19 protein-coding genes are annotated in these 24,132 nt (G+C 69.4%); 10 read left to right on the top strand and 9 right to left on the bottom strand.

The features are described 5' to 3' along the window. Positions 1–254: 254 nt before the first annotated feature. A complete protein-coding gene (locus tag ACWEIJ_RS15570) occupies positions 255–2,192 on the top strand; it encodes a helicase (protein ID WP_449837849.1) in 1,938 nt (645 codons plus the stop codon). Here ACWEIJ_RS15570 and cutA read toward each other — a convergent pair. After that, a complete protein-coding gene (cutA, locus tag ACWEIJ_RS15565) occupies positions 2,175–2,489 on the bottom strand; it encodes a divalent-cation tolerance protein CutA (RefSeq protein ID WP_449837848.1) in 315 nt (104 codons plus the stop codon). The genes ACWEIJ_RS15570 and cutA overlap by 18 nt on opposite strands. Further along, positions 2,486–3,487 carry an adenosine deaminase gene (gene add, locus ACWEIJ_RS15560; RefSeq protein WP_449837847.1) on the bottom strand — a complete coding sequence of 334 codons (1,002 nt, stop codon included), beginning with the start codon at positions 3,485–3,487 and terminating at the stop codon, positions 2,486–2,488. The genes cutA and add overlap by 4 nt, the downstream gene beginning before the upstream one ends. A gap of 106 nt (positions 3,488–3,593) precedes the next feature. On the opposite strand from add, the gene ACWEIJ_RS15555 reads away from it, so the two are divergent. Both ACWEIJ_RS15555 and ACWEIJ_RS15550 read left to right on the top strand, forming a co-directional pair. Next, positions 3,594–5,393 carry a Xaa-Pro dipeptidyl-peptidase gene (locus ACWEIJ_RS15555; protein WP_449837846.1) on the top strand — a complete coding sequence of 600 codons (1,800 nt, stop codon included), beginning with the start codon at positions 3,594–3,596 and terminating at the stop codon, positions 5,391–5,393. A gap of 182 nt (positions 5,394–5,575) precedes the next feature. After that, complete coding sequence (locus tag ACWEIJ_RS15550; RefSeq protein ID WP_449837845.1) at positions 5,576–6,619, top strand: DUF4192 domain-containing protein; 1,044 nt, start codon at positions 5,576–5,578, stop codon at positions 6,617–6,619. On the opposite strand, the gene ACWEIJ_RS15545 is transcribed toward ACWEIJ_RS15550, so the two are convergent. Genes ACWEIJ_RS15545 through ACWEIJ_RS15530 form a run of 4 tightly spaced genes read right to left on the bottom strand, consistent with a single transcriptional unit; the run spans position 6,589 to position 11,465 of the window. Then, entirely contained in the window at positions 6,589–8,592 is a 2,004-nt protein-coding gene (locus ACWEIJ_RS15545) for a prolyl oligopeptidase family serine peptidase (protein WP_449837844.1), read from the bottom strand. The two genes, ACWEIJ_RS15550 and ACWEIJ_RS15545, sit on opposite strands and share 31 nt — an antisense overlap. Before the next feature lie 6 nt (positions 8,593–8,598). After that, the gene (gene galE / locus ACWEIJ_RS15540) at positions 8,599–9,561 is read right to left on the bottom strand and encodes a UDP-glucose 4-epimerase GalE (RefSeq protein WP_449837843.1); all 963 of its coding nucleotides are present in this window, start codon (positions 9,559–9,561) and stop codon (positions 8,599–8,601) included. A 36-nt stretch (positions 9,562–9,597) separates the two neighbouring features. Next, positions 9,598–10,773, bottom strand: coding sequence for a galactokinase (galK, locus tag ACWEIJ_RS15535; protein WP_449837842.1), 1,176 nt, complete (start codon positions 10,771–10,773; stop codon positions 9,598–9,600). Continuing rightward, complete coding sequence (locus ACWEIJ_RS15530; protein WP_449837841.1) at positions 10,770–11,465, bottom strand: iron dependent repressor, metal binding and dimerization domain protein; 696 nt, start codon at positions 11,463–11,465, stop codon at positions 10,770–10,772. The genes galK and ACWEIJ_RS15530 overlap by 4 nt, the downstream gene beginning before the upstream one ends. A gap of 78 nt (positions 11,466–11,543) precedes the next feature. On the opposite strand from ACWEIJ_RS15530, the gene ACWEIJ_RS15525 reads away from it, so the two are divergent. Next, positions 11,544–12,383 (top strand): sulfurtransferase, encoded by an 840-nt coding sequence (locus ACWEIJ_RS15525; protein ID WP_449837840.1) that lies wholly within the window; start codon positions 11,544–11,546, stop codon positions 12,381–12,383. 88 nt (positions 12,384–12,471) lie between these two features. Here the strand turns inward: ACWEIJ_RS15525 and ACWEIJ_RS15520 are convergent, their stop codons facing one another. Continuing rightward, positions 12,472–13,074 (bottom strand): hypothetical protein, encoded by a 603-nt coding sequence (locus ACWEIJ_RS15520; protein ID WP_449837839.1) that lies wholly within the window; start codon positions 13,072–13,074, stop codon positions 12,472–12,474. Between the two features lie 118 nt (positions 13,075–13,192). On the opposite strand from ACWEIJ_RS15520, the gene ACWEIJ_RS15515 reads away from it, so the two are divergent. From ACWEIJ_RS15515 to ACWEIJ_RS15490, 6 genes are all read left to right on the top strand, one after another. Then, positions 13,193–14,365 carry an acetoin utilization protein AcuC gene (locus ACWEIJ_RS15515; RefSeq protein WP_449837838.1) on the top strand — a complete coding sequence of 391 codons (1,173 nt, stop codon included), beginning with the start codon at positions 13,193–13,195 and terminating at the stop codon, positions 14,363–14,365. A gap of 6 nt (positions 14,366–14,371) precedes the next feature. Then, on the top strand, positions 14,372–17,017 hold the full coding sequence (locus tag ACWEIJ_RS15510; RefSeq protein WP_449837837.1) for a bifunctional acetate--CoA ligase family protein/GNAT family N-acetyltransferase: 2,646 nt from the start codon (positions 14,372–14,374) through the stop codon (positions 17,015–17,017). 145 nt (positions 17,018–17,162) lie between these two features. Beyond that, positions 17,163–17,996, top strand: a complete 834-nt coding sequence (locus ACWEIJ_RS15505) for a glutamate ABC transporter substrate-binding protein (protein WP_449837836.1) — start codon at positions 17,163–17,165, stop codon at positions 17,994–17,996. Between the two features lie 31 nt (positions 17,997–18,027). Next, a complete protein-coding gene (locus ACWEIJ_RS15500) occupies positions 18,028–18,795 on the top strand; it encodes a GntR family transcriptional regulator (RefSeq protein WP_449837835.1) in 768 nt (255 codons plus the stop codon). A 38-nt stretch (positions 18,796–18,833) separates the two neighbouring features. Beyond that, the gene (locus ACWEIJ_RS15495) at positions 18,834–22,379 is read left to right on the top strand and encodes a hypothetical protein (protein WP_449837834.1); all 3,546 of its coding nucleotides are present in this window, start codon (positions 18,834–18,836) and stop codon (positions 22,377–22,379) included. A gap of 152 nt (positions 22,380–22,531) precedes the next feature. Next, positions 22,532–22,873 (top strand): hypothetical protein, encoded by a 342-nt coding sequence (locus tag ACWEIJ_RS15490; protein WP_355447601.1) that lies wholly within the window; start codon positions 22,532–22,534, stop codon positions 22,871–22,873. A 106-nt stretch (positions 22,874–22,979) separates the two neighbouring features. Here the strand turns inward: ACWEIJ_RS15490 and ACWEIJ_RS15485 are convergent, their stop codons facing one another. Further along, positions 22,980–23,489 carry a hypothetical protein gene (locus tag ACWEIJ_RS15485; protein WP_449837833.1) on the bottom strand — a complete coding sequence of 170 codons (510 nt, stop codon included), beginning with the start codon at positions 23,487–23,489 and terminating at the stop codon, positions 22,980–22,982. Next, positions 23,482–24,066 carry a hypothetical protein gene (locus tag ACWEIJ_RS15480; RefSeq protein WP_449837832.1) on the bottom strand — a complete coding sequence of 195 codons (585 nt, stop codon included), beginning with the start codon at positions 24,064–24,066 and terminating at the stop codon, positions 23,482–23,484. The genes ACWEIJ_RS15485 and ACWEIJ_RS15480 overlap by 8 nt, the downstream gene beginning before the upstream one ends. Positions 24,067–24,132 lie beyond the last annotated feature (66 nt).

The following is a 24,132-nucleotide window of genomic DNA, read 5'->3' as shown; positions in this document are numbered from 1 at the left end:
TCCAGCTTCCCGCGGCGTGCTGATCGTCTTCCTCGCCGGCGCACGCAATTTCGTCGCGGATCTCGAAAAGGGTGCCGCGTACGGCTGATCTGTGATACAAAGAATGGCTTTGTATTTTCGGAATGAATTTTCCGGGAAGACAGATCTATTGTATCACAGGGGGCAAGGTGTTGGCGAGCGAACAGGCACGAATCACCTCTCTGTATGAAAAGCTCGACCAGGAACGGAACAAAGCGGCCGCCGACCTTGCGGCCGTGCTGCGGGACGCCACCACCCAGAGGCTGGACCGCGAAGCCGCCGTCTACGTGCTGACCAGGGAAGTCGGGAAGTACCGGGCGGCGGAGGAGGGTCTCGTCTTCGGCCGCATCGATTCGGAGAAAGGCGCACGCACGTACATCGGACGCGTCGGGTTGTTCGACGACGATTTCGAACCGCTGCTGCTGGACTGGCGGGCGCCGGCGGCACGGCCGTTCTACACCGCGACCGCCGCGAACCCGGAAGGACTGGTCTTGCGCCGCCACTTCCGCGTCCGCGACCGGGAGCTGCGCGATTTCCACGACGACGAGCTGCTGACCGACACGACGGCATTGCTCGACGCCCTCAACGCGCCGCGGACGGCGACGATGCGCGACATCGTCTCGACCATTCAGGCCGAGCAGGACGAGATCATCCGCTACTCGGGCCCCGGCGTGCTGGTGATCGAAGGTGGTCCCGGCACCGGCAAGACCGCCGTGGCCCTGCACCGCGTGGCATACCTGCTGTACACGCGTCGTGAACGCCTGTCCCGGCACGGCGTGTTGATCGTCGGCCCGAACACCGGCTTCCTCAACTACGTCGGCGACGTCCTGCCGTCGTTGGGAGAGACCGACGTCGTGTTCGCCACCCCCGGCGAGCTCTACCCAGGCGTGAGCACCGACGTCGAGGACACGCCACCGTTGCAACGGCTGAAAGGCGATATATCAGTTCTGGACCTGCTGGCGGTCGCCGTCGCCGACCGGCAGGAGCTTCCCGACGAGCCCGTCGAGATCGAGCTGGAGGACGTCGTCATCCCGCTCGACGCGCACATCGCCGCCGTCGCACGCGAGAAGACGCGGTACTACGGTCTGCCGCACAACGCCGCCCGCAAGTACTTCTTCCTCGCGCTCGCCGAGGAGCTCGTCGCGCCGGCGTTGAAGCTGATCGGCGTCGACTGGCCGGAGATCGAGGAGGACGTGCGTCACGAGCTCCGGCACAGCACCGCGTTGCGCGACGCCGTCGACAGGTTGTGGCCGCAGCTCACGCCGGAACAGCTGCTCGCCGACCTGTACGCGGGCCGCTGCTTCCGGATCGGGGTGCCGGAGCTGTACCGGGAGGATGCCGAGGCCTGGACGGTGTCCGACGTGCCGTTGCTCGACGAGCTCGCCGAACTGCTCGGATCCGATGGCGCCGCGGAACGCGCCGCCAGGAGGGAAGAAGAGGAGCAGCTGGCATACGCCTGCGGCGTGATGGACGTCCTGTCGATCGACGAACGCGCCGATGACGACGAGTACATCGTCACCGACTTCGTCAACGCCGAGGTGCTGGCCGTCCGGCACGAGGTGCGCGATCACCGCACTCTCGCCGAACGCGCCGTCGAAGACCGCACGTGGACGTACGGCCACGTCGTGGTCGACGAGGCGCAGGAACTGTCCGCGATGGATTGGCGCGTGCTGCTGCGCCGATGCCCCAACAGGTCGATGACCGTCGTCGGCGATCTGGCCCAGCGTCAGGCCGCCGGCGGTGTCCGCAGCTGGGGTTCGGTGTTCGACCGGTTCACCTACCGCCGGCTAGAGGTCAACTACCGCACGCCCGGCGAGATCATGGCCGTCGCCACGCCGGTCCTGAAGCTCGTCGACCACGACGCGTCGGCGCCGGTGTCGGTGCGCAAGACCGGCATCCGCCCGTGGGCGCGCCGCGTCACTGATATATCGGCGGCCGTGCGCGACGAACTCGACGCACATGCCGACGAACGCAACGGACGCACGATCGCGGTCATCGGCGAGGGCTGGATGTCGCCGCGTGCGTCGAAAGGGTTGGAGTTCGACGTCGTCCTCGTCGTCGAACCCCAACGCATGTCGCCCAGCGAGCTGTACGTGGCGTTGACGAGGGCGACGCAACGGCTCGGCGTCCTGCACACCGAGCCGTTGCCGCGTCACCTACGAGGTCTCCTCTGAGACCCACGCGAGGTAGTCGTCGTTGCCTCCGACCACGGGGGTGACGACGACTTCGGGCACGTCGTAGGTGTGATGCGCCTTGATGTGCGCGACGAGGTCGTCGACGCGGATGGCGGACGTCTTCACGACGCACTGCCATTCCGCGTCGACGCGCACCTCGCCGTCCCACCGGTAGACGCTGCGAATCGGCACTATCTGCACGCACGCGCCGAGCCGCGCTTCGACAATGCCCTTCGCCAGCGACTCCGCGGCTTCGGCCGAGTCGACGGTCGTCGTCACCACACTCGCATCGCTCACAGCGCGTCGATCTCCTTCAGCAGCTGGTCCTTCAACTCGGCCGGTGCGAACGACGCCCGCACCGAGGCCCGTGCGAGCTCGGCGAGCTCGCCGCGGCCGAAGCCGAACCGCTCGTGGCACACCAGGTACTCGCGGTCGAGGTCGGTGTGGAACATGCCGGGGTCGTCGGTGCTGATCGTCACCGGCACCCCGGCCTCCACGAGCCGCGGCAGCGGGTGCTCGTCCAGCGACGCCACCGCTCCGGTGCGGATGTTCGACGTCGGGCACACCTCGACGACGACGCCTTCGTCGGCGAGGTGCCGCAGCAGCTCGGGATCCCGCACCGCGCTCACGCCGTGCCCGATCCGTTCGGCACGCAGATCGTGCAGCGCGGCCCAGATCTCGCTGGGCGGCGTCGTCTCGCCGGCATGCGGCACCATGTGCAGCCCGGCGTCGCGCGCCAAGGCGAACGCCTCCCGGAACTTCGCCCTCGGCGAGTCCGACTCGAACCCGCCCAGCCCGAACCCGACGAGGCCCTCCGGCCGGTACTCGGATGCGAACCGCGCGCTCGTCATGCCCCAGTCGCGATCCCAGACGCCGGGCACGTCGAAGATCCACTGCAGCGCCACGCCGTGCACGGCGAGCGCTTCTTCACGCCCTGCCGTGAGGGCCTCGACGAGTTCGTCGGGCTCGATACCTGCCCGCAGGTGGCTCGTCGCGCTGATGGTGAGTTCCGCATATCGGATATTGGTTCGCGCGGCGTCACGGGCGTAGCCGACGACGAGCGTCCGGACGTCCTCCCCAGTGGTGACGAGGTCGTTGACGACGCCGTACACGTTGATGAAATGCCGGAAGTCCCTGAACTCGTAGAACTTCCGCAACGCGGCCTCGTCGGTCGGCACCGGTCCGCCGGGGTGGTTGCGGGCGAGCGCGAGGACGGTGTCGAGAGAAGCCGCACCCACCAGGTGGACGTGCAGCTCGGTCTTCGGCAGCGCGTGGACGAAGTCGGAAATTGGCACGGCCCATGCTCTCAGGTCAAGAGCCGATCGACGGGTGACATGTCTTGCGGTCAACGGGAAGGGTTCAGGACGAATCCCTGTACCTGGCCTGCATTGGGGGTGCCTCGTGAGGGGCGCACGAAGAGCAGCACTGCTGACGGCGGTGCTAGTCCTGCCTTTCCTGCCGGCGACGGCCCAGGCCGCCGAAGGGCCGGTGTTCTCCGACGGTGAGGCGCAACCCGTCTTCGACCCGAAGGACGTGGTCAAGGAAAGCCTCTGGGTCCGCGCGCCGGTCGACAGCGACCGCGACGGCAAGGACGACGAGGTGTACACCGAGGTCGTCCGTCCACGCGCCACCGAACGCGGCCTCAAGGTCCCCGTCGTCTACATGGTCAGCCCGTACTTCTCCGGCGGCAACGACGTGGCGAACCACAACGTCGACGTCGAGCTGTACGTGCCCGACAAGCGCAACGGCCGCTTGTTGAAGGCCTCCTCCGATGAACGCGTCACCGCTGCCCTCGGTCCGAACCCGATCACATCGGCTCGTTACGAGGCCTACTTCATCGCGCGCGGGTACGCCGTCGTGTACGCGGAATCGCTCGGCACCGGCAAGTCGACGGGCTGCCCGACGACGGGCGACGTCAACGAGACGATCGGTGCGCGTGTTGTCGTCGACTGGCTCAACGGTCGTGCGCCGGCGCGTACTGCTACCGGCGAGGCCGTCAAGGCGACGTGGACGACCGGCAAGACCGGCATGATGGGCGTCTCCTACAACGGAACGCTGCCCAACGCCGTCGCCTCCACGGGGGTGCGCGGCCTCGAGGCGATCGTGCCGATCGCCGCGATCTCCAGCTGGTACGACTACTACCGCGCGGACGGCGCCGTGGTCGCGCCCGGCACGTTCCAGGGCGAGGACGCCGACGTGCTCGCCGAGTACGTCTACACCCGCGCGGACCGGGAGATCTGCAAGCCGATCATCGCCGAGATCGCGAAGGACCAGGACCGGATCACCGGCGACTACAACAGGTTCTGGGACAAGCGGAACTACCTGAACGACGTCGGCAAGGTCCACGCGGCCGTGCTGGCGGTGCACGGCCTGAACGACTGGAACGTCAAGATGACGCACGTCGAGCAGTGGTACTCGGCGTTGAAGAAGGTCGGTGTGCCGCACAAGATCTGGCTGCACCAGTCCGGGCACACCGATCCCGACACGCTGCGTTCGGTCGAGTGGCGGCGCACGCTGAACCGCTGGTTCACGCAGTACCTGTGGGGTCACCGCAACGGCATCGACAAGGAGCCGCGTGCGACGTTGCAGCGCGAGGACAAGACGTGGGTGGACGAGAAGGACTGGCCGGCTCCCGGCACGTCCGACGTGCGGCTGCGGCTGTCCTCCGGCGGATCCGCCAAGGGCGGTCTCGGGATCTGGCCCGGCCACGGCGTCGAGACGCTCACCGATGACGCGACGAAGACCGCGGAGTCGTTGATCGACCAGCCGACGTCGCCGAACCGGTTGTCCTACGCGACCCAGCCGACGCGGCGGCCGGTGCGGTTGTCCGGCAAGTCGACCGCGAACCTGCGGATCGCCTTCGACCGGCCCGCGGCCAACGTGACGGCGCTGCTCGTCGACCGCGCCCCGGACGGGAAGTCGCACGTCATCACCCGCGGCTCGACCGACCCGCAGAACCGGGAGCGCCCGGACCGGACGTCGCCGATCAAGCCGGGCAAGTTCTACGACGTCGCCGTGCCGATCGTGCCCGACGACTACGTCCTGCAGACGGGGCACCGGCTGGAGTTCGTGCTGATCTCCAGCGACTACGACTACACGCTTCGCCCGAAGCCGGGCGTCGGCCTTTCGCTGGACCTCGCCCGCACGTCGGTAGAGCTGCCGGTCGTCGGTGGCTGGCGCGCGGTGTTCCAGACGTTCTGACGGTGATGCCGCGTCTTGGTTCTCGGTGACCAGGGACCGAGGCGCGGCACCCTACCACCCACCCCCGACAAAACCCCGCTCCCGAGCGGGTCAAGATCTCAACCTGTCCACAACCGCTGAGTTGTCCACAACTTCCCATCACCCCCGATCACTTACCCGCCCCACCCGCCAAAGTGGGCACCATGCCCACAACCCTCCCGAAACCGATCCGAGTCCGCGGCGCCGGCGACCTCTACGCCGCGATCCCGCACCTGATGGGATTTCACCCGGCCGACTCGCTCGTCGTGCTGGTGCTGAAAGACCACGTGATCAGCATGACCATGCGGGTCGATCTACCGCGCCCACGACATAGGGGAATGCTCGCGGCTCAACTGGAAGCGCCGCTGCTCGAACACGGTGCCGCGGAAGTGATCCTCGCGGTCGTGTGCGCCCCGTCCGAGCACATGCCGGAAGAACTGCCGCACGAACCACTGGTCACCACGCTCAGGAACAAGCTGGGCGGCGTGGGCATCGAGGTCGTCGAGGCGGTGTGGCTGCCGTCGTGCCAGAAGGACGCGCAGTGGCTCTGCTATCTCGACATCGACTGCCACGGAACGCTGCCCGATCCCCGGCTGTCCGCGGTTGCCGCCGCGTCCGCGCACGAGGGCAACGTGACGTTCGAGTCGCGTGCGGCGATGGCCGCGATCGCGGCGCTGGACCCGTCGGAGGCGCTGGAACGCAGATCAGCGTTGCTGGACGAGCTCGTGGCGAGCTCCGGCGAACCTGATCCGAGCACCGAGCTGCGCCGCGTGCTCGATGCGATCGACGCCGTGAGCGAGCGCAAGGGACCGTTGCCCGACGCGGAGATCGTCGCGCTGGCGAGGGCCTTGGCGGTGCCGGACGTGCGGGACGCGAGCATGGCGTTCGCGGCGCAGCCGAGGTCGAGGACGGCCGAGAGCCTGTGGCTGGAGCTCACCAGGTCGTGTCCGGCTCCAGAACGCGCGGAGCCCGCGTGTCTGCTCGCGTTCTACGCCTACCAGCGTGGTGACGGTGGGATCGCGTCCATCGCGCTCGACGTCGCCGAGGACGCCTGTCCCGGCCACGCGCTGACCAAGCTCCTGCGTGCGGCTGTCAGCGCCGCGCTCCCGCCGGAGAAGCTGCGGGCGATGTCCACGACGTACCTGGACATCGCCCGCCAGTTGCTCGATGCCGGCGCTCAGAGCAGTTCTGGCCGCTCCCAGTCCTGATCCAGGACGTGCTCGGCCAGGAACGCCCACACCGTCTCGTACCAGACTCGAGAGTTTCCGGGGGTGAGGATCCAGTGGTTTTCGGTGGGGAAGTAGAGGTACTTCGCGGTGACCCCGTGGCGGAGGAGGTCGAAGTACAGCCGATGCCCCTCGCCGATGGGGACCCGGTAGTCCTTGTCCCCGTGGATGACGAGCATCGGGGTCTTGATGTCGGCGACCCGCAGGTGCGGGGAGTTGGCCTGGATCCGTTCCGGCTGGGTGAGGGGGTCGCCCATCTCCCGCATCCAGAAGTAGGAGCTGTCGGTGCCGCCGGTGAACGCGTCGAGGTGCCACAACGACGCGTGGGTGACGATCGCGCGGAACCTGTCGGTCTGGGTGGCGATCCAGTTGGCCATGTAGCCGCCGAACGAACCACCCATGGCGGCGGTCCGGGAGGCGTCGATGTCGGCCCGCTCGACCGCGACGTCCGTGATGGCCATGAGGTCGGTGTAGGGCTCGGCGCCCCAGCGACCCCAGCCGGCCTTGATGAAGTCCGGTCCGTACCCGGTGGACAGGGCCGGGTCGGGCAGCAGGACGGCGTAACCCCGGGCGGCCATCAGCCACGGGTTCCAACGCCAGGTCCAGCCGTTCCAGCTCATCACCGGACCACCGTGGACCCACAGCACCAGGGGAGCGGGCGAGTCGGCGGAGGCACCCTCGGGCAGCACGAGCCACGCGCGGACGGTCCTGCCGTCGGCGACGACCGTGGAGATCTCGGTGAGGGTGCCGGGCACCGAGGCGATGGCGCCGGGAGCGCGCAGCCGTTCTGGATCCTGGTCGGCTCCGGTGGAGGCGAACCGCACGGGCTGTGGCGGGTGGTCGATCGAGTTGCGGAGTGCGTACAGCGTCTTGCCGTCCGGGCTCACGACCACGTCGCTGTAGTAACCCGAGACCGTCAGCTTCGTGATCTCGCCGGTCGTGAGGTCCAGCCGCCACACCGGCTGGTGCCCGAGGTGGCTCGCGGTGAAGAACGCCGCGGACCCGTCAGGGTTCACCACCAGGTGATCCGGTTCCTCCGGGAAGTCGGGCGCCAGTGGCGTGATCGAGTCGTCCGCCAGGTCGATGCGCACCAGGTCGCGCCGGTACGGGGAGTCCGCTGTGGACTCGCGGAACCGGATGGCGATCACAGCGGTGCCGTCCGGGGTGAAGGCGGGTTCGAAGAAGGAGAAGCCGTCCTCGGAGGCGATGGCGCGCGAGGAGCTGCCATCCGTCGCCACGAGCCGCAGTTCGGTCCTGCGGCCGTAGGAGGCGCTGACGTCGACGTCGTGGCCGTGAACGGCCCACTTGCCGTCCGGGCTCAGCGCGATGTCCTCGTCGCTGAGCCTGCTTTCCGCGTCCTCGCTGAGGGTTGTGACGTTCCCGGTGGTGATGTCGGTGAGAGGAACCGAGAACAGGCGCGGGTAGCTCGGACCGAGGTCCGCGTCCCAGTACCTGATCGGGTACGACTCGTGCAGGATCGCTGTCACGCCGGCGTCCTCGCGGGCCTTGCGCTTGGCGTCGTCCTGGTCGCCGAACTCCGTGAAGCGGTACGCCGACGACGTGAACAGCAGCGTCTCGCCCGCGGCGCGGACGTGGCCGACTCCGCCTCCCGGCCGCAGGACCTCGGCGGCCTCACCGCGGACCGGAAGCCGCCACAGCGCCTTCCGCTCGTTGGTCTCGCCCGGCTTCGCGAGTGGATCCGGGCGCGCCGACAGGAACAGCAGCGACCCGTCCGGTGCGAAGACGGGGGAGGAGTCGCCCTTGGCGGAGCGGGTGAGCCGGACGGCGTCCCGCTCGCCGGTGGGGTCGATCTCCCAGAGAGCGCCCTGCCAGGTCTTGCCGTCAGGAGCGAGCGAGGAGACGACCGTGACGAGCCGCGTGCCGTCCGGGGACAGCGTGAGCGATGTGAGCCTCGGTGTGGCGTTGTAGCTCTCGAAGGAGGCGAAGTCGGTCATGCCCGATCAGGCTCCGTGCCGGGCGCGGGTGAACTCCCACGCGTCGCGGACGATGCCGGCGAGGCCGGCGCGTTCCGGCTTCCAGCCGAGCTCCGTGCGGGCCCGCTCGGCGGAGGCGACGAGGACGGCCGGATCACCGGCGCGCCTGGGGGCGACGACGGCGGGGATCGGGTGGCCGGTGACCTCGCGGCAGGTGTCGATGACCTGCTTGACCGAGAAGCCGGTGCCGTTGCCGAGGTTGTAGATCCGGTGCTCGCCGGCGGTGGCGTGGGCGAGCGCCAGGAGGTGGGCGTCCGCGAGGTCCGCGACGTGGATGTAGTCGCGGACGCAGGTGCCGTCCTCGGTGGGCCAGTCCTCGCCGTAGATCGAGATGTGCTCGCGCTGTCCCAGGGCGACCTGGAGGACGAGCGGGATGAGGTGGGTCTCGGTCGCGTGACGCTCGCCGATGCTGCCGTAGGCGCCGGCGACGTTGAAGTACCGAAGGCTCGTCGCCGCCAGGCCGTGCGCGGCGGCGTACGACGTGATCGCGTGGTCGATGGCCAGCTTGGTGGCGCCGTAGGTGTTGGTCGGCGCGGTCGGCGCGGTCTCGGGGATCGGCACCTCCCGCGGCTCGCCGTACGTCGCGGCAGTCGAGGAGAAGACGAGCTTCGGCGTGCCGTGATCCTTCATCGCGTCGAGCAGATGAATCGCTGTGAGGACGTTACCCGTCCAATACTTGCCGGGGTCCTGCATGGACTCGCCGACCAGCGACTTGGCCGCGAAGTGCAGAACGCCGTCGAACCCTTCTGCGAGGACATCGCCGATCACCTCCGCGATGTCGCCCCGGATGAAGCGCGCTCCCGAGGGGACGGCGTCCTCGTGCCCGGTCGACAGGTCGTCGAGGACGACGACCTCGTGTCCGGCTTCGAGCAGCCTGGCAGCGCACACGCTGCCGACGTATCCGGCCCCGCCCGTGACGAGCAGCTTCACCGCAGTCCTCGCATTCCTGATCAGGATCGTTCTTCGCTACCGGTCCCTGCCCGCGCCCGCGGACGGAACCGCCTTGAAAAGCCTCGGCCGCGTCAGCGAGCGAGAGGCAAAGCCGGCGAGCACCCGGCTTTCGACCTCGTCGCGTCGCTCGACTGGGACGAGAGCGATGGCCGAGCCGCCGAAGCCGCCGCCGATCATGCGGGCGCCGAGCGCCCCGGCCTCCATCGCGGAGTCGACGGCGACGTCGAGCTCCAGGCAGGAGACCCGGTAGTCGTCCCGCAGGCTCGCGTGGGAGGCCGAGATGAGGGGGCCGATGCCGGCGAGCCTGCCCGCGCGGAGCAGCTCGACGGTGCGCAGGACCCTGTCGTTCTCGGTCACGACGTGCCGCACCAGCGGACGCAGCTCTTCGGGCAGCCGGACGAGCGTGGCGTCGAGCTCGGCGATGTCGACATCACGCAGCGCGGGGACACCCAGGAGGTCCGCGGCCCGCTCGCAGCCCGCCCGCCGGGCGCCGTAGCCGCCGTCGACGTGGGAGTGGCTGGCGCGGGTGTCGACCACCAGCACCTCGAGTCCACTGGCAGCCGCGTCGAACGGGATCTGCTCCGACTTGCCGGAGCGCACGTCGTAAAACAGGGCGTGCGCTTCGACGCAGCACAGCGATGCCGTCTGATCCAGGATTCCCGTCGGCGCGCCGACGAAGGCGTTCTCGGAACGCTGCACCCAGCGGGCGATGTCGGGCCGTTCGGCGTCGACGCCGGCGAGACCGAGCAGAGCGAGGGCGACGGCGCATTCCAGGGCGTGCGACGAGGAGAGACCGGCTCCGGCGGGTACGTCACCCGCGAGGACGAGGTCCGCTCCGCCGGTGACGGCGATTCCCTGCTCCCGCAGGGCCCAGGCCACACCGCTGGGGTACGCGGCCCACCCCTTGACGGTTCCGGGGACTAGGTCGGCCACCACGACCGGGTCCGCGTCCTGCACCCCTCCGTCGTCGCCGAGCGTGCTGACGGTCAGCCGGCCGTCAGCACGGGGCGACGCCGCGACCGCGAGGCGGTGGGGCAACGCGAACGGCAGCACGTAGCCGTCGTTGTAGTCGGTGTGCTCACCGATGAGGTTGACGCGGCCGGGTGCCGACCAGACCCCCTCGGGAGCGCGTCCGTGCAGGCGCTGGAACGCCGCGGCCGCCTTCTGTGCCGGTGTCGCCGCCTGGGTCACCGGGCGAGCACCAGAACGGCGTGGGCGACCGCGGGGTCGAGTTCCGCCACGGTGCCGTTGCCGCCGCGGACGTGGACGACCTTGGCGCCGGCGAGCGCCTCGACCTGCACCGTGCCGCCGGGCACCACACCGGCGTCCTTCAGCTCGGACATGAGGTCCGGGTCGAGCTGGACGTGCTCGGCGATGCGGCGCACCTCGACGCGGCCGCCGCCGCGGCGGGCGACCTCGTCCACGCGCACCAGGTCCGCCTCGGCGGGCGGAGCGGGTTCGCCGTCGCCCAGCTTGTCGAGGCCCGGGATCGGGTTGCCGTAGGGCGAGGTGGTCGGGTTGCCGAGCAGCTTGACGAGCTTGCGCTCGACCGCCTCGCTCATCACGTGCTCCCAGCGGCAGGCCTCGCTGTGCACGTGCTCCCACTCGAGCCCGATGATGTCCACGAGGAGGCGCTCGGCGAGCCGGTGCTTGCGCATGACGGCGATCGCGAGGTTGCGGCCCTGCTCGGTGAGCTCGAGGTGACGGTCCTCCGCCACGACGACCAGGCCGTCCCGCTCCATCCGGCCGACGGTCTGGCTCACCGTCGGTCCACTTTGGCCGAGACGCTCCGCGATGCGGGCGCGCAGAGGCACGACGCCCTCTTCTTCGAGCTCGTAGATCGTGCGGAGATACATCTCCGTGGTGTCGATGAGGTCGTTCACACCCGCTCCCCTTCGTATGGTGTCAATGGTAGTCGTGCCGGGGGACACAGGTGTCCGCGCGGGTGCAGGATGTGAGCTGTGCATCCCTTGATCACTCCCGAGGACCTCTCCGACGCGCTGAGTGCGCGGCCGGCCACCGTCGTGCTGGACGTCCGGTGGCGTCTCGGTGGACCACCCGGACGCCAAGACTACGAGGTCAGCCACGTGCCCGGCGCGACATACGTGGATCTGGACACCGAGCTCTCCGCTCCGCCGGGCGTCGGCGGCAGGCATCCACTGCCGGATCCGGAGCTTTTGCAGGAGGTGCTGCGCCGCGCGGGCGTGCGCGAGGGCGGCCAGGTCGTGGCGTACGACGCGGGGGACGGTTCGGTGGCCGCGCGGGTGTGGTGGCTGCTGCGGTGGGCCGGCTACGGCGAGGTCGCGGTGCTGGACGGCGGGTTCGCCGCGTGGGAGGCCGCGGGGCTGCCGGTGACGGCTGAGGTGCCGGAGCCTGCGGTGGGTGACGTGGTGGTTCGTCCTGGCCAGATGCCGGTGCTGGACGCGGACGGAGCGGCGGTGCTCGCGCGGGAGGGCGTGCTGCTCGACGCGCGGGCGGCGGCGCGCTACCGCGGCGAGACCGAGCCGGTGGACCCGAAGGCCGGGCACATTCCAGGTGCGCTCAACGCGCCGACGACCGGGCACGTGGGTGCGGACGGGCGTTGGCTCGGCGCGTCCGAGCTGGCGGAGCGGTTCGAGGGCCTCGGCGTGTCGGGTGACGTGGCCGTGGGCGCGTACTGCGGGTCCGGCGTGACCGCCTCGTCCGTCGTGCTGGCGCTGGAGGTCGCGGGGATCACGTCGGCGGAGAAGCCTGCGGCGCTGTACGCGGGGTCCTGGTCCAACTGGTGCGCCTTGGACCGGGAGGTCGCCACCGGCGGCTGACGCCGGCGGGACGACGTGCGCGGTCCGTGTCGTGTGCCGCGCCCGTGGGCGTGAGGTGGCCGGCCGGACTGTGCCGGGAAGACCTGGGTCAGGCGTTCGGGATGCGGTCGAAGCCTTGCGTGACGAGCTTCAGGGCCGCGGCGCACGCGTCGAGCTCCTCGATGGCCACGACGCTCACCGAGAAGGCCGAGGCGATGGCCGACGGGTCGTCGGTCAGCATGACGGTGACCTGGCAGTCCTCTTTGGAGGAGCTGATCTGCCAGGCGGTGTTGCCGCCGATCTCGATCTGCTTCTTCTCACCGTCCTGGTCCGCCACCTCGGGGACCGTGACCATCTGGGTGACGACGGTGGACGGGTCGGTGGTGGCGTGGATGCAACCGCCGTCCGCTGAGGACTTGCCGCCGGTGGCGGCTTCGACGTCCGCCTTCGTGAGCACGCCGCAGGTTTCCAGGCCGGCCGTTTTCTTCTTCTTGGTGATCTTGATGTCGCCCTGCTTCTTCGCGGTGGGGTCAGCGGGCTTCGAGGGCGAGGTGCTGGTGGAGGACTTCTTCGTGGTCGAGGGCGCGGTGGTCGCGGCTTCGGCGGCGTTGGGGTCGGCCGCGGCTGAGCCCTTGACCTGTTCACTGCAGCCCGTGACGGCGGCGAGGGTCAGGCCCAGGGCGAGGAGGATGGCCGTTGGTCGCAGGTGCATGTCGCCTCTGACCCCTGTTCGCTGAGATCGGTTCCTTGGCGCCGGTGATTGCGGGCTGGCGGAGGACTGCAGGCGGCGTGATCGCCGGTTGTGCGGGTCGGTAGGTAGGTTGCTGGTCATGGGTAAGCCAGCCGCGGTTGTCTGGGATCGGTCCTTCCTCGGGTACGACCTCGGTGGCGACCATCCGCTCAATCCAGTTCGGCTCGATCTCACGGTACGGCTCGCCACGGCTCTCGGGGTGCTGGACGGCGTGGACGTGCGGGTGCCGGAGCCTGCCAGCGAAGAAGAGATCGAGCTGGTGCACCTGCCGGGGTACTTGAGTGCCGTGCAGGCGGCGCCCACGGCCGGGTGGGACGTCGGGCACGGGCTGGGGACGCCGGACAACCCGGTCTTCGAGCGGATGCACGAAGCTTCGGCGTTGGTGGTCGGCGGGTCGCTGGCGGCGGCTCGGGCCATTGCGTCGGGGGAGGCGGACCGGGCGGTCAACATCGCCGGCGGGCTGCACCACGCGATGCCGGACAGTGCGGCCGGGTTCTGCGTCTACAACGACTGCGCGGTGGCCATCGAGTGGTTGTTGCGCAGCGGTGTGGAGCGCATCGCGTACGTGGATGTCGACGTGCATCACGGGGACGGGGTGCAGACGGCGTTCTGGGACGACCCGCGCGTGTTGACGGTGTCGTTGCATCAACATCCGATGAGCCTGTGGCCGGGGACCGGGTGGGCCGGTGAGGTCGGCGGTCCGGGGGCCGAGGGGAGTGCGGTCAACGTCGCGTTGCCCGCGGGCACGAAGGACGGGGCGTGGTTGCGGGCGTTCCACGCGACGGTGCCGTCGTTGCTGAAGGCGTTCCGGCCGCAGGTGCTCGTCACGCAGTGCGGTGTGGACACTCACAAGGAGGATCCGCTCGCGGACCTGGCGTTGAGCGTGGACGGGCATCGGGCGATCTACCAGGCCTTCCGGGACCTGGTGAACGAGCACGGGTTCAAGTGGCTGGCGCTCGGGGGCGGCGGGTACGAGCTGCTCAGGGTGGTGCCGCGGTCGTGGACGCACCTGCTCGCGACGGTGCTGGACCGGGACGTGGACCCGAACCGGTCGTTGCCCGCCGACTGGGTGGCGCACGCGACACGCATCGCGCCTGACTGGCCTTTGCCTGCGTCGATGACCGATGAGTGCGACCCTGGGCACCAGCCGTGGGGCGGGGACGCGCAGGAGCCGGTGGACAAGGCGATTCGCGACACGCGCCGCGCGGTGTTCCCGTTGCACGGACTTGATCCCGACGACCCCAGGGACTGACGGCCAGTGCCAGAGAAAGTGCCGGCAGAACAGACCGCCAGAGATCCGTTCGACTTCCCGCGGCAGTGGGAGGCGGACGTCGTGCTCAGCGACGGCGGCACCGTCCACCTGCGACCGATCACGCCGGACGACGGCGAGAAGCTGCGGGAGTTCCACGGGCGGCTGTCCGAGCGGACGCGGTACTTCCGCTACTTCGGGCCCTACCCGCGGATCCCGCAACGGGACCTCGAGCGGTTCAGCACCGTCGACCACCACGACCGGGTGGCGCTCATCGCGCTGCTCGGCGACGACATCGTCGCGGTCGGCAGGTTCGACCGGCTGCATCACGGGGAGAGCGCCGAGGTCGCGTTCGTCGTCGAGGACGGGCACCAGGGGCGCGGGCTGGGCAGCATCCTGCTCGAACACCTCGCGGCGGCCGCGCGCGAGGTCGGGCTGGTGCGGTTCGAGGCCGAGGTGCTCGCCGAGAACGGGCAGATGGTCCGGGTGTTCCGCGACGCCGGTTACCAGGTCAGCAGGGCGTTCGAGGAGGGCGTGCTGCACCTGGAGTTCGCCATCGATCCCACCGACGAGTCCGTCGCTGTCGCCAGGGCCCGCGAGCAGGCCGCCGAGGCCCGCAGCGTGCACAACCTGCTGCACCCGAAGTCGGTCGCCGTCATCGGTGCCTCCACCGACCCGACCAAGATCGGGCACGCGGTCCTCAAGAACCTCCTCGAAGCCGACTTCAACGGGCCCGTGTACCCGGTCAACGCCGAGCACCGCGCGGTCAGAGGCGTCCGGGCGTATCCGACGGTGCTGGACATTCCCGACGACGTCGATCTCGCCGTCGTCGCCGTACCGGCGGCCAGCGTCGACGAGGTCATGGACGCGTGCCTCGCCAAGGGCGTGAAAGCGCTCGTCGTCGTCAGTTCGGGCTACGGCGAAACGGGTCCGGACGGGCTGTCGGCCGAACGCAGGCTCGCGGCGGAGGCGAGAGCGCACGGCATGCGTGTCGTCGGCCCCAACGCCCTCGGTGTGCTCAACCTTGACCCCAAGGTCCGGCTCAACGCGAGCCTCGCCCCGAAGCTCCCGGCACGCGGCCGTGCGGGCTTCTTCTGCCAGTCGGGCGCGCTCGGCACCGCCATCCTCGCCAACGCCGCGGGCTGGGGCCTCGGCCTGTCCACGTTCGTCTCGGCGGGCAACCGCGCCGACGTCTCCGGCAACGACCTGCTGCAGTACTGGGAGACCGATCCCGCCACCGACGTCGTCCTGCTCTACCTGGAGTCCTTCGGCAACCCGCGCAAGTTCGCGAGGCTCGCCCGGCGGCTCGGCCGCACCAAGCCGATCGTCGCGGTGAAGTCCGGCCGGCACGCCGTGGTCCCCGGTCTCGCCGCCACCGCCGCGAAGGTCGACGAGGCGAGCGTCCAGGCGTTGTTCGAGCAGGCCGGCGTGATCAGGGTCGACTCGCTGGCCCAGATGTTCGACACCGCGCTCCTGCTGGCCCACCAGCCGCTGCCGAAGGGCAGGCGCGTCGCCGTCGTCGGCAACTCCACCGCGATCGGCCTGCTCGCCGCGGACACGCTGCTCGCCCAGGACCTGGAGCTCGCGGGCGAGCCCGTCGACGTCGGCGCCCAGGCCACCCCCGAGGAGTTCGCCAAGGCCGTCCAGGAGGCGCTCAGCCGCCCGGACACCGACGCCCTCGTCGTCGTGTTCGTGCCACCGATCGCGGTCCCCGGCGCGGCCTACGCGCGCGCCCTCAAGGAAGCCGCGCACGGGCCGAAGCCGATCGTGTCCACGTTCCTCGCCGTCGAGGGCATCCCGGACGAGCTGAAGATGCCGGGAAAGGGTTCGATCCCCAGCTACGCCAGCCCGGAACGCGCCGTTCTCGCATTGGCCCGCGTCATCCGCTACGCGCGCTGGCGCGCCGCGCCCCAGGGCAATTTCACCCGCCCGGACGGCATCGACGCCGCCCGCGCACGGTCCATTGTGGACAACACCGGCTCCGAACGGCTGCTCGACGACCACACCGCCGTCGAACTGCTGAACTGCTACGGCATCGACGTCGTCCCGTTCCGCATCGCCCACAGCGCGGAGGAGGCCGCGGCGGCCGCCGACGAGCTCGGCTACCCGGTCGCCATGAAGGCCACCAGCGAACGCCTGCGCCACCGCACGGACCTCGTCGGCGTCAGGCTGGACATCGCGCAGCAGGAATCGGTCAAGGCCGCGTACCACGACCTCGCGGCACTGAGCGGCAAACCGGGCGTGTACGTGCAACGCATGGCGCCCAAGGGAGTCAGCTGCGTCCTCGGCCTGCAGGACGATCCGAGCTTCGGCACGCTGGTCTGGTTCGGACTGTCCGGCCTCGTCAGCGATCTCCTCGGCGACCGCGCCTACCGGGCGGTACCCCTCACCGACACCGACGCGGCGGAACTCGTTGCCGCACCGAAAGCCGCACCTCTGCTCACCGGTTACCGCGGCGACGAACCCGCAGACCTGAAAGCACTTCAGGACCTGGTACTCCGTTTGGCGGCACTGGCCGAAGATCTCCCCGAGGTCCGTTCGCTCAAGCTCGAGCCCGTTCTTGCTTCTGCCGCAGGGGCTTTCGTGAGCAGCGCACGTGTGGTCATCGGCCCTCCGCCCTCGCTGCACGACGCCGGTCCACGCCGCTTGCGCTGATCGGTTCACCGCAACGATTCCGAAGTTTCATTCAGCCCGAGGTATGGACATGCGTCCGATCGCCGCCTAGGTTTCCGGCATCGCCGAGCAACGCTGCCAAGGTGCGTCGGCGCATGCCCGTGGAATAACGCTGTAAGAGGGAAGAATGACGCCGAGAGCGCTCCTCCGCCTGGTGGCGACGACATGCGCGGCCGTGCTCCTCCTCGCCTCGTGCGCAGGTGGTGACAAGTCCACGATGGTCGGCAAGGTGAGCTCCGCCGGCCACATGACGATCGGCGTGTCGTTCGACCAGCCCGGCCTGGGGCTGCGCAGGCTCGACGGCAGCTTCCGCGGCTTCGACGTCGACGTCGCCAAGTTCATCGCGAACGAGCTGGGCGTCGCGGACCAGGACATCATCTGGAAGGAAGCGCAGCCCGGCAACCGGGAGACGCTGCTGACCAGCGGTGAGGCCGACATGGTCGTCTCCACCTACTCGATCACGGACAAGCGCAAGCAGCTCGTCGACTTCGTCGGCCCGTACTTCGTCGCCGGCCAGGACCTGCTGGTGCGCATGCACGAGAACCGCATCGACGGCCCGAAGTCGCTCGTCAAGGGCCTGGACCTGTGTTCCACCGCGGGCTCCACGTCCGCGGCCTACGTGAAGGACCAGTTCGCCAAGGACGTGAACCTGGTCGAGTACGCCAAGTTCAGCGACTGCGTGACGGCGCTGCTGGCCGACAACGTCGACGCCGTCACCACGGACGACGTCCTGCTCGCCGGGTACGCCGCGCAGAACCCCGAGCTCCTGCGGGTCGTCGGTGCCCCGTTCAGCAAGGAGGAGTACGGCGTCGGCCTGCGCCGCAACGACCCCACCAGCAAGGCCAAGGTCCACGCGGCGCTGCAGAAGATGATCGACACCGGTGCCTGGCGCAAGTCGCTGGAGGCCAACATCGGATCTTCCGGCTACAAGATCCCGGACCCGCCGAAGATCGCGCCCTGATCACACAGGCGGTGACGTATGCTCACGCCACGTGAACCGAGTGCCGCCGCACCGCGCTGATCGACCCGTTCGCGCGGGCATTCCAGAACACGGCCGCGTCCCGCGTTACTACGCGGTCAAGGCCGAGCTGTTCGACCTCGTCGAGACCCTGGGCGAAGGAACGGTCCTGCCGTCCGAGCGCGAGCTCGCCGAACGGTTCTCCGTCTCCCGTGTCACGCTCCGCCAGGCCGTCAGCGAGCTGGTGCTCGAAGGCAAGCTGATCCGCCGCCAGGGCAGCGGCACGTTCGTCGCACCGCCGAAGCTGGTCCAGCCGTTGTCGCTGGTCAGCTACACCGAAGGCATGCGGCGTCAGGGAGTCGAGCCGAACCGGAACGTGATCACGGTCGAGCAGATCGGCGCCGACGAGGGCCTCGCCCGCGACCTGATGCTCGAACCGGGCGACGCCGTCGTCCACCTCGAACGCGTCCTGCTCGCCGACGACGAGCGCATCGGCCTGGAGTCGACGTACCTGAGCAGCCGCCGCTTCCCGGAGCTGATGGACAAGCTCGACCCGGCCGGATCGCTCTACGCGTGCCTCACCGAACGGCTCGGCGTGCGGTTCGCGGAGGCCGAGGAACGCGTCGAGACCGTCCTCGCCACGCCCCGCGAGGCGCTGCTGATCGGCACGAACCCCGCGCTGCCGATGTTGCTGCTGCACCGCGTCTCCTACGACGCGGACGGGCACCCGATCGAACGCGCCCGATCGCTCTACCGAGGTGACCGCTTCAGCTTCGTGGCCAGGCTGCACGCCGACCGTTAGGCACGGAACAGAATCGGTCTCCGAAGCGTCTGAGGATCATGGCGCTGGAACCGGAGATCGGGCTCGTCGGCAGGGACGACCTCACCGCACTGGTGGAGTCCCTGGTGGAACGCCGCAAGAAGCACACCCTGCCGGTGATCGTCGCCTTCGGGCCCGGCGGCAGCGGCAAGACGTCGCTGCTCGACCACGTCCACCGGCGCTACCGCGACGCGCCGACGGCCAGAGTCGACCTCGACAAGGCCGGTTCCCGTTCCTGCAAGGACATCCTCGACGTCGCGGCCGAGCAGCTGCGCTCCTACCGGCACGCCGAGTTCGGCCGCCTGCGGTTGCCCCGCTACGACCTGGCCCGCCTCGCGCTGTTCACCGATATCGGCGACGACCCGCATCACCGCGCCCGCGAGCTCGCCGCGAAGCAGATGACCCGGCTCGTCGCGGTCGCCGACGCCGCCGAGGTCGTCGAGGTGCTGCCGCCCGCCCAGGGCCTCGGGAAGGTGCTGAGACCGCTTCTGCTGTGGCTCATCGGGCTTTCCGTCGTCGCGCCGCGGCCGTTGCGCTGGCTGCTCGGCGGGCCGCGCGTGGCGAGTGCGCTGCGGTGGTTCGAGAACTACGCGGGGCGCCCGAAGTTCGACGCCGCTCTCGTGCACATGTGGAGCCTCAACCGCGCGGGCGACACGCTGGAGATCGACCGGCTGCTCGTCGCCGCGTTCCTCGCCGACATCACCGCCGCCTACCGGTTCCGCCGCTACCGCAGGCTGAACAGCCTGCTGCTGCTCGACGGCGCCGACCTGCTCGACGGCATCGACTCCTACCTGCCACCGAAACGGCCGCGCCCCGCCGCGCGGGCCACCGACTTCCTGAGCCTGCTGGCCGAAAGGCGCGCCCAGGAACCACATGTGCCGTTGCTCGTCATCGCCACCAAGCAGTCGGCGCCGTCCCTGCCGGACTCGCCGGTGTTCAAACCGGTGCACCTCGAACCCTTCACGCTCGCGCAGACGCGGCAGTTCCTCGCCGAGTGGAACCGCGCCCGCAACAGCACCGTGGAGTCCGAGGCGCTCGTCGAGGAGCTGCAGGAGGTCACGCACGGCCATCCGCTCGCGGTCCGGCTCGCCATCCAGCTCGTGCAGTTCGTGTTCGCGCGCGACCAGGTGCTGCCGTCGGTGCGCTCGGTGTTCGACGAACGGCTGCCGGTCGACGAGACCACGACGTTCCAGGACGCCACGGTCGGCGACTACCTCCTTCTCCGCTTCTTCCAACGGATTCCCGGCGCCGAGGAAATGCCGGAACGGGAGGCCGCGCGCGAGATCTTCGCCCGCCTCGCCGCTCCGCGCGTGCTCGACCGGCACGTGATCCGCGCGCTGCTGCCGGCGACGTGGTCGGCGGAGAACATGCGCGCCCTGCTGGCCCAGCTCAGCTTCGTGAGCCAGCAGGGCGAGAACTTCGTGCTGCACCCGTTGCTGCGCGACCTGCTGGCGCGCCGGCTGCGCGAGGTTCCGGAAGGCCGGCCGTTCTCCCACACCAACGTCCATCGGTTGCTGAAGGACCGCTACGACAGCCTTGGGCAACGCGAAGACGCGCTGTACCACGCCCTCGCGCTCGGCGAAGTCCACCTCGTCGCGCATCGCCTGCGCCCGCACGTCGACGAACGCAGCGACCGCTGGATCGCCGAGCTCGCCGCCATCGCCGAGGCCCCGATGCCACCGGGGGAAGGCGAATCGGAGTTCGAGGACCCGCCCAACACCTGGTGGGAACGTCTGCGCAGCGACATCAGAACCGGGGGAACGAGGCGCAACCTGCACCGCCGCTACGACCGCGTGGTGCGGCCCGAGACCGGTCTGCTCGAAGACGCCGTCATCGCCACCTGGGAGCTCCGCTCGCGCAGCCGGATCGTGCGGCCGACGGTCGAGATGTACGACCGGGTGCTGCGCACCCACCAGGACCTCCACGGCGCCGAGGAACGCCTGACCGCTTACCGCGCAACGAAACGAGCGCTCGAACACAACACACCCGCGTCGCCACCGGCGTCGTTGCCGCGCTCGTCCACCGTCACCCGCTACCCGTATCCGCGCAGCTGGCCCGGTCGCAACGCGGTGCGGCGCGTGGCGGTCTACCTCATCGCCACCCTGCTCGTGTTGTACGGCGCGGCTTTCTACCTCCAGACGAGCAACAACTGCCTGCGCTACGGCATCTACGACCCGAAGGAGCTCATCGCGGACCTCGCCGGCACGCGACCACATCTGTCCAAAATGGATGGTGTGCAGTGCATCGGTCTGAGCGAGAGACCGGGCCGGTTCGCCTACGGTGACCCGACGCTGCAGAACAACGACGACGCCGAGGTCGAGGAGCTCGCGAAGCTCATCGCCGAGGAGAACGACCGCGCCGCGAAGGTGCCGGACCGCAGCGTCGTCACCATCGTCGTCGCCACGATGCTCAGCTCCACCGAGCGGGTGAAGCGCGACCTGTCCGCGGGCGTGAACGAGCTGCGCGGCGCGTACCTCGCCCAGCACGACTGGAACCAGCTCGACGGGCTGGGCCGCAACCCGTTGGTGCGCCTCGTGCTCGCCAACTTCGGCGGCGAGTCCAAGTACGCCGAGAAGGTCGCCGAGCAGATCCGCGCGTACGCCGAGCGGGACCCGTCGGTGGTCGCGGTGACCGGTCTCGGGCAGAGCCGCGGCACCACGTTGTCCGCGCTCGGCGTCCTCGGACCGTCGAAGGAACACCCGAACGGCATCCCGATGGTCGGCTCGTCGCTGTCGTCGACGCACTTCAGCCAGAAGCCGTACTTCTTCCGCATCGCGCCGCCCAACAAGCGCCAGGCCCAGGTGGCCGCCGGGATCATCGACCGCACCGAGGCGTTGCGCGGCCGCCCGCTGCACCTGCTGCGCAGCACCGGGGACGAGTACAGCTCGGACCTCTCGGAAGGGTTCCTGGCCGTGCTCAAGCCGGAGGTGCACGACTACGACGAGACGGCGAACGCGGTGGCCGCGCAGCTCGGCGACCTGGTGAGGCACATCTGCCAGAAGTCACCGAACCCGCTCATCCTCTACACCGGCCGCACGGCGGAGGTCGGCGGGCTGCTGACCGAGCTGAGCAGGAGCAACTGCGCCGACCCCGTGGTGTTCGGCGGTGACGACCTGACCCAGCTGGAGACGACGAACTTCACGGATCTGGAAGACGTCAAACGATTCGCCGACGGCCGGCTCTACTTCACGACGTTCGCGTGGACACCCGGTAGCGAGCCGATTCCCCAGCCGACACAACAGTTCTTCACCACCTACGAAGCGGCGCAGAAGCGGTATGCGCGCAAGGCTTTCCTTTCGGGCCCCAACGGACACATTCTTCTTGCCTATGACGCCGTCAGCGTCGTCGCACGCTCGACCCCCGTTGGGGCGTCACGAGAAGACGTTTTCGGGAAGCTGCGCACTTTGAGTGACTTCCCCGGCGCGTCCGGGAGGCTGACGTTCGCCCGGCCCGGCCCCGCGGGCCTGTCCGGCGCGGACCCGGCCGACAAGCTGGTCGTGGGCCAGATCGTCAAGCTGGACAACGGGTTTCTCGTGTCTCGATACGTGGCCCACGAGGGTTCGTAACGGTTCGGCGAAGTGACTGCGGGTCACCGAACCCGGTGGGAGCGCAGGAGAACACCGCCCGTTCGCACTCGTTTCCCGCTCAAGTCGCGGAGGTACTGTTGGTGGTACGAACTCAGGATGTCCGCGACGGTGCGGAGGAGCGGGGGTGTGCCGTGTCCTTCAAGGCGGAGTTCCTCGCTGAACTCGAGGACTGTCTGCGCGGCTACGGCGCGGTCCCGGTGAGAAATCCCGATGCTCTCGCGCTGTTCATCGAGTTCGTGCGAGCCCTTCCGGAAAGCGACCAGCGGCTGCGGTGCCTCGAAGGCGTCGACCAGGGCTCCGGGTCGTTCTGGAACAACCCGGCGGTGTGGTGGGAGCAGGTGCCGCGGTTCGGTGCGGGCCTGCCGCGTTGCGGATCGGCGGAGTGCCGCAAGTTGCTCGACGACATGCTCGACGAGGCCATCAGCGACGAGATCGACGTGCTGGAGATGGAAATCCGCGAGCTGCCCAGCTGATCGAACACAGCTGATCGGACACAGCTGATCGAACGGGGCTGGACGTGCCTGCCGGCGCCGTCACCTGTCACGGTCACGGCGCCGGGGCCACTGTCGAGCACTGCGTCTATTTGACGGCGACGAGCGACTTGAACAGTTCCCGATAGCGGTGAAGAGTCAGTCGCAGGTCTTCCGTCTGCGGATCACCGTTTCCCTCGAGCTGCTGGGAGAGGGAACGGTGCCGGGTGGTGAGCTCGTCGATCGCCCGCTTGACGAGCTCGTCGGCCTTGCGCACGGCCGCCTTCGGGTCGTCGACGAACTCGTACTGCACGGCCTGCCACTCGTCCTCCAGCCGACCGGCCGCCCGCTGCGGGGCCGCCGAGTGCTGCGGCGCGTCAGGTCGTTGCTGGGGCACGTCCGTTCGCGCGTCCGTGCGCTCCTCGCGCGAGTCCGGACGCTGCTGCGGCATGTCCGTGCGCTGATGCTGCACGTCCGTGCGCTCCTGGGACGAGTCCGGCCGCTGCTGCGGCGTCACAGGCTGCTGCTGTTGCTGCTGCTGGGAGTGAGCGGCCTGCTGAGGGGGAGCGGACGCGGGGTCGTGGGTCACCGGCGCCTTCCTGACAGGTGCCTCAGACATCCGTCTTCTCCTTCCTCACGGCCTCGCGGTCCTTGCGCGGAGCCGCGCCACGTTCGAGCAGATCGGTGAACAACTCGCGGTAGTGCACCATCGCGGTGCGCAGGTCCTCGGTGCTGGCCTCGCCGATCTCCTGGCGTTCGGAGATGTCGTGGGCCTTGCGGTAGTGCTCAAGAGTGCGTGCGTGCTCGACGGACAGCACGCTCAGCTGTGCCTCGTAACCCTCGGTGGGATAGCCGCGCTCGGCCATCAGGTCGGTGACCAGCCGGTCGGCGTCCGCGATCGCGCTGTCCGGCGAGTCCACGAACTTCGCCTGCACCTCCGCCCAGTGGCGGCGGTAACTTTCTTGTGCCGAAGGGGAAAGCGGCTTCAGGTCGAACTCGCTGTGGCGGTGTTCCCGCTCGGCGAGCTCCTTCTCCGCGGCGGTTCTGCTGTCGCTGTCGGAGACCGCGCGGTCGTACTCGGGGCCGAAGCGGTCGCGCAGCTTCTTGCGCTGCAAGGCGGGCCTCAGCACGAAGACGAGGACCGCCAGCACCACGAGAACCGCGACCACCAGGCCGATGATGGCGCCCGTTGACATGGAAAAACCTCCAAGACAGGCTTTGGAACTCTGCTGTCCTGGAGGCTTTCCCGCATGCTGCGCAAG

The sequence above is a fragment of the Lentzea sp. NPDC004789 genome (assembly GCF_053601075.1).
This window is presented reverse-complemented; position numbering and strand designations above follow the sequence as displayed.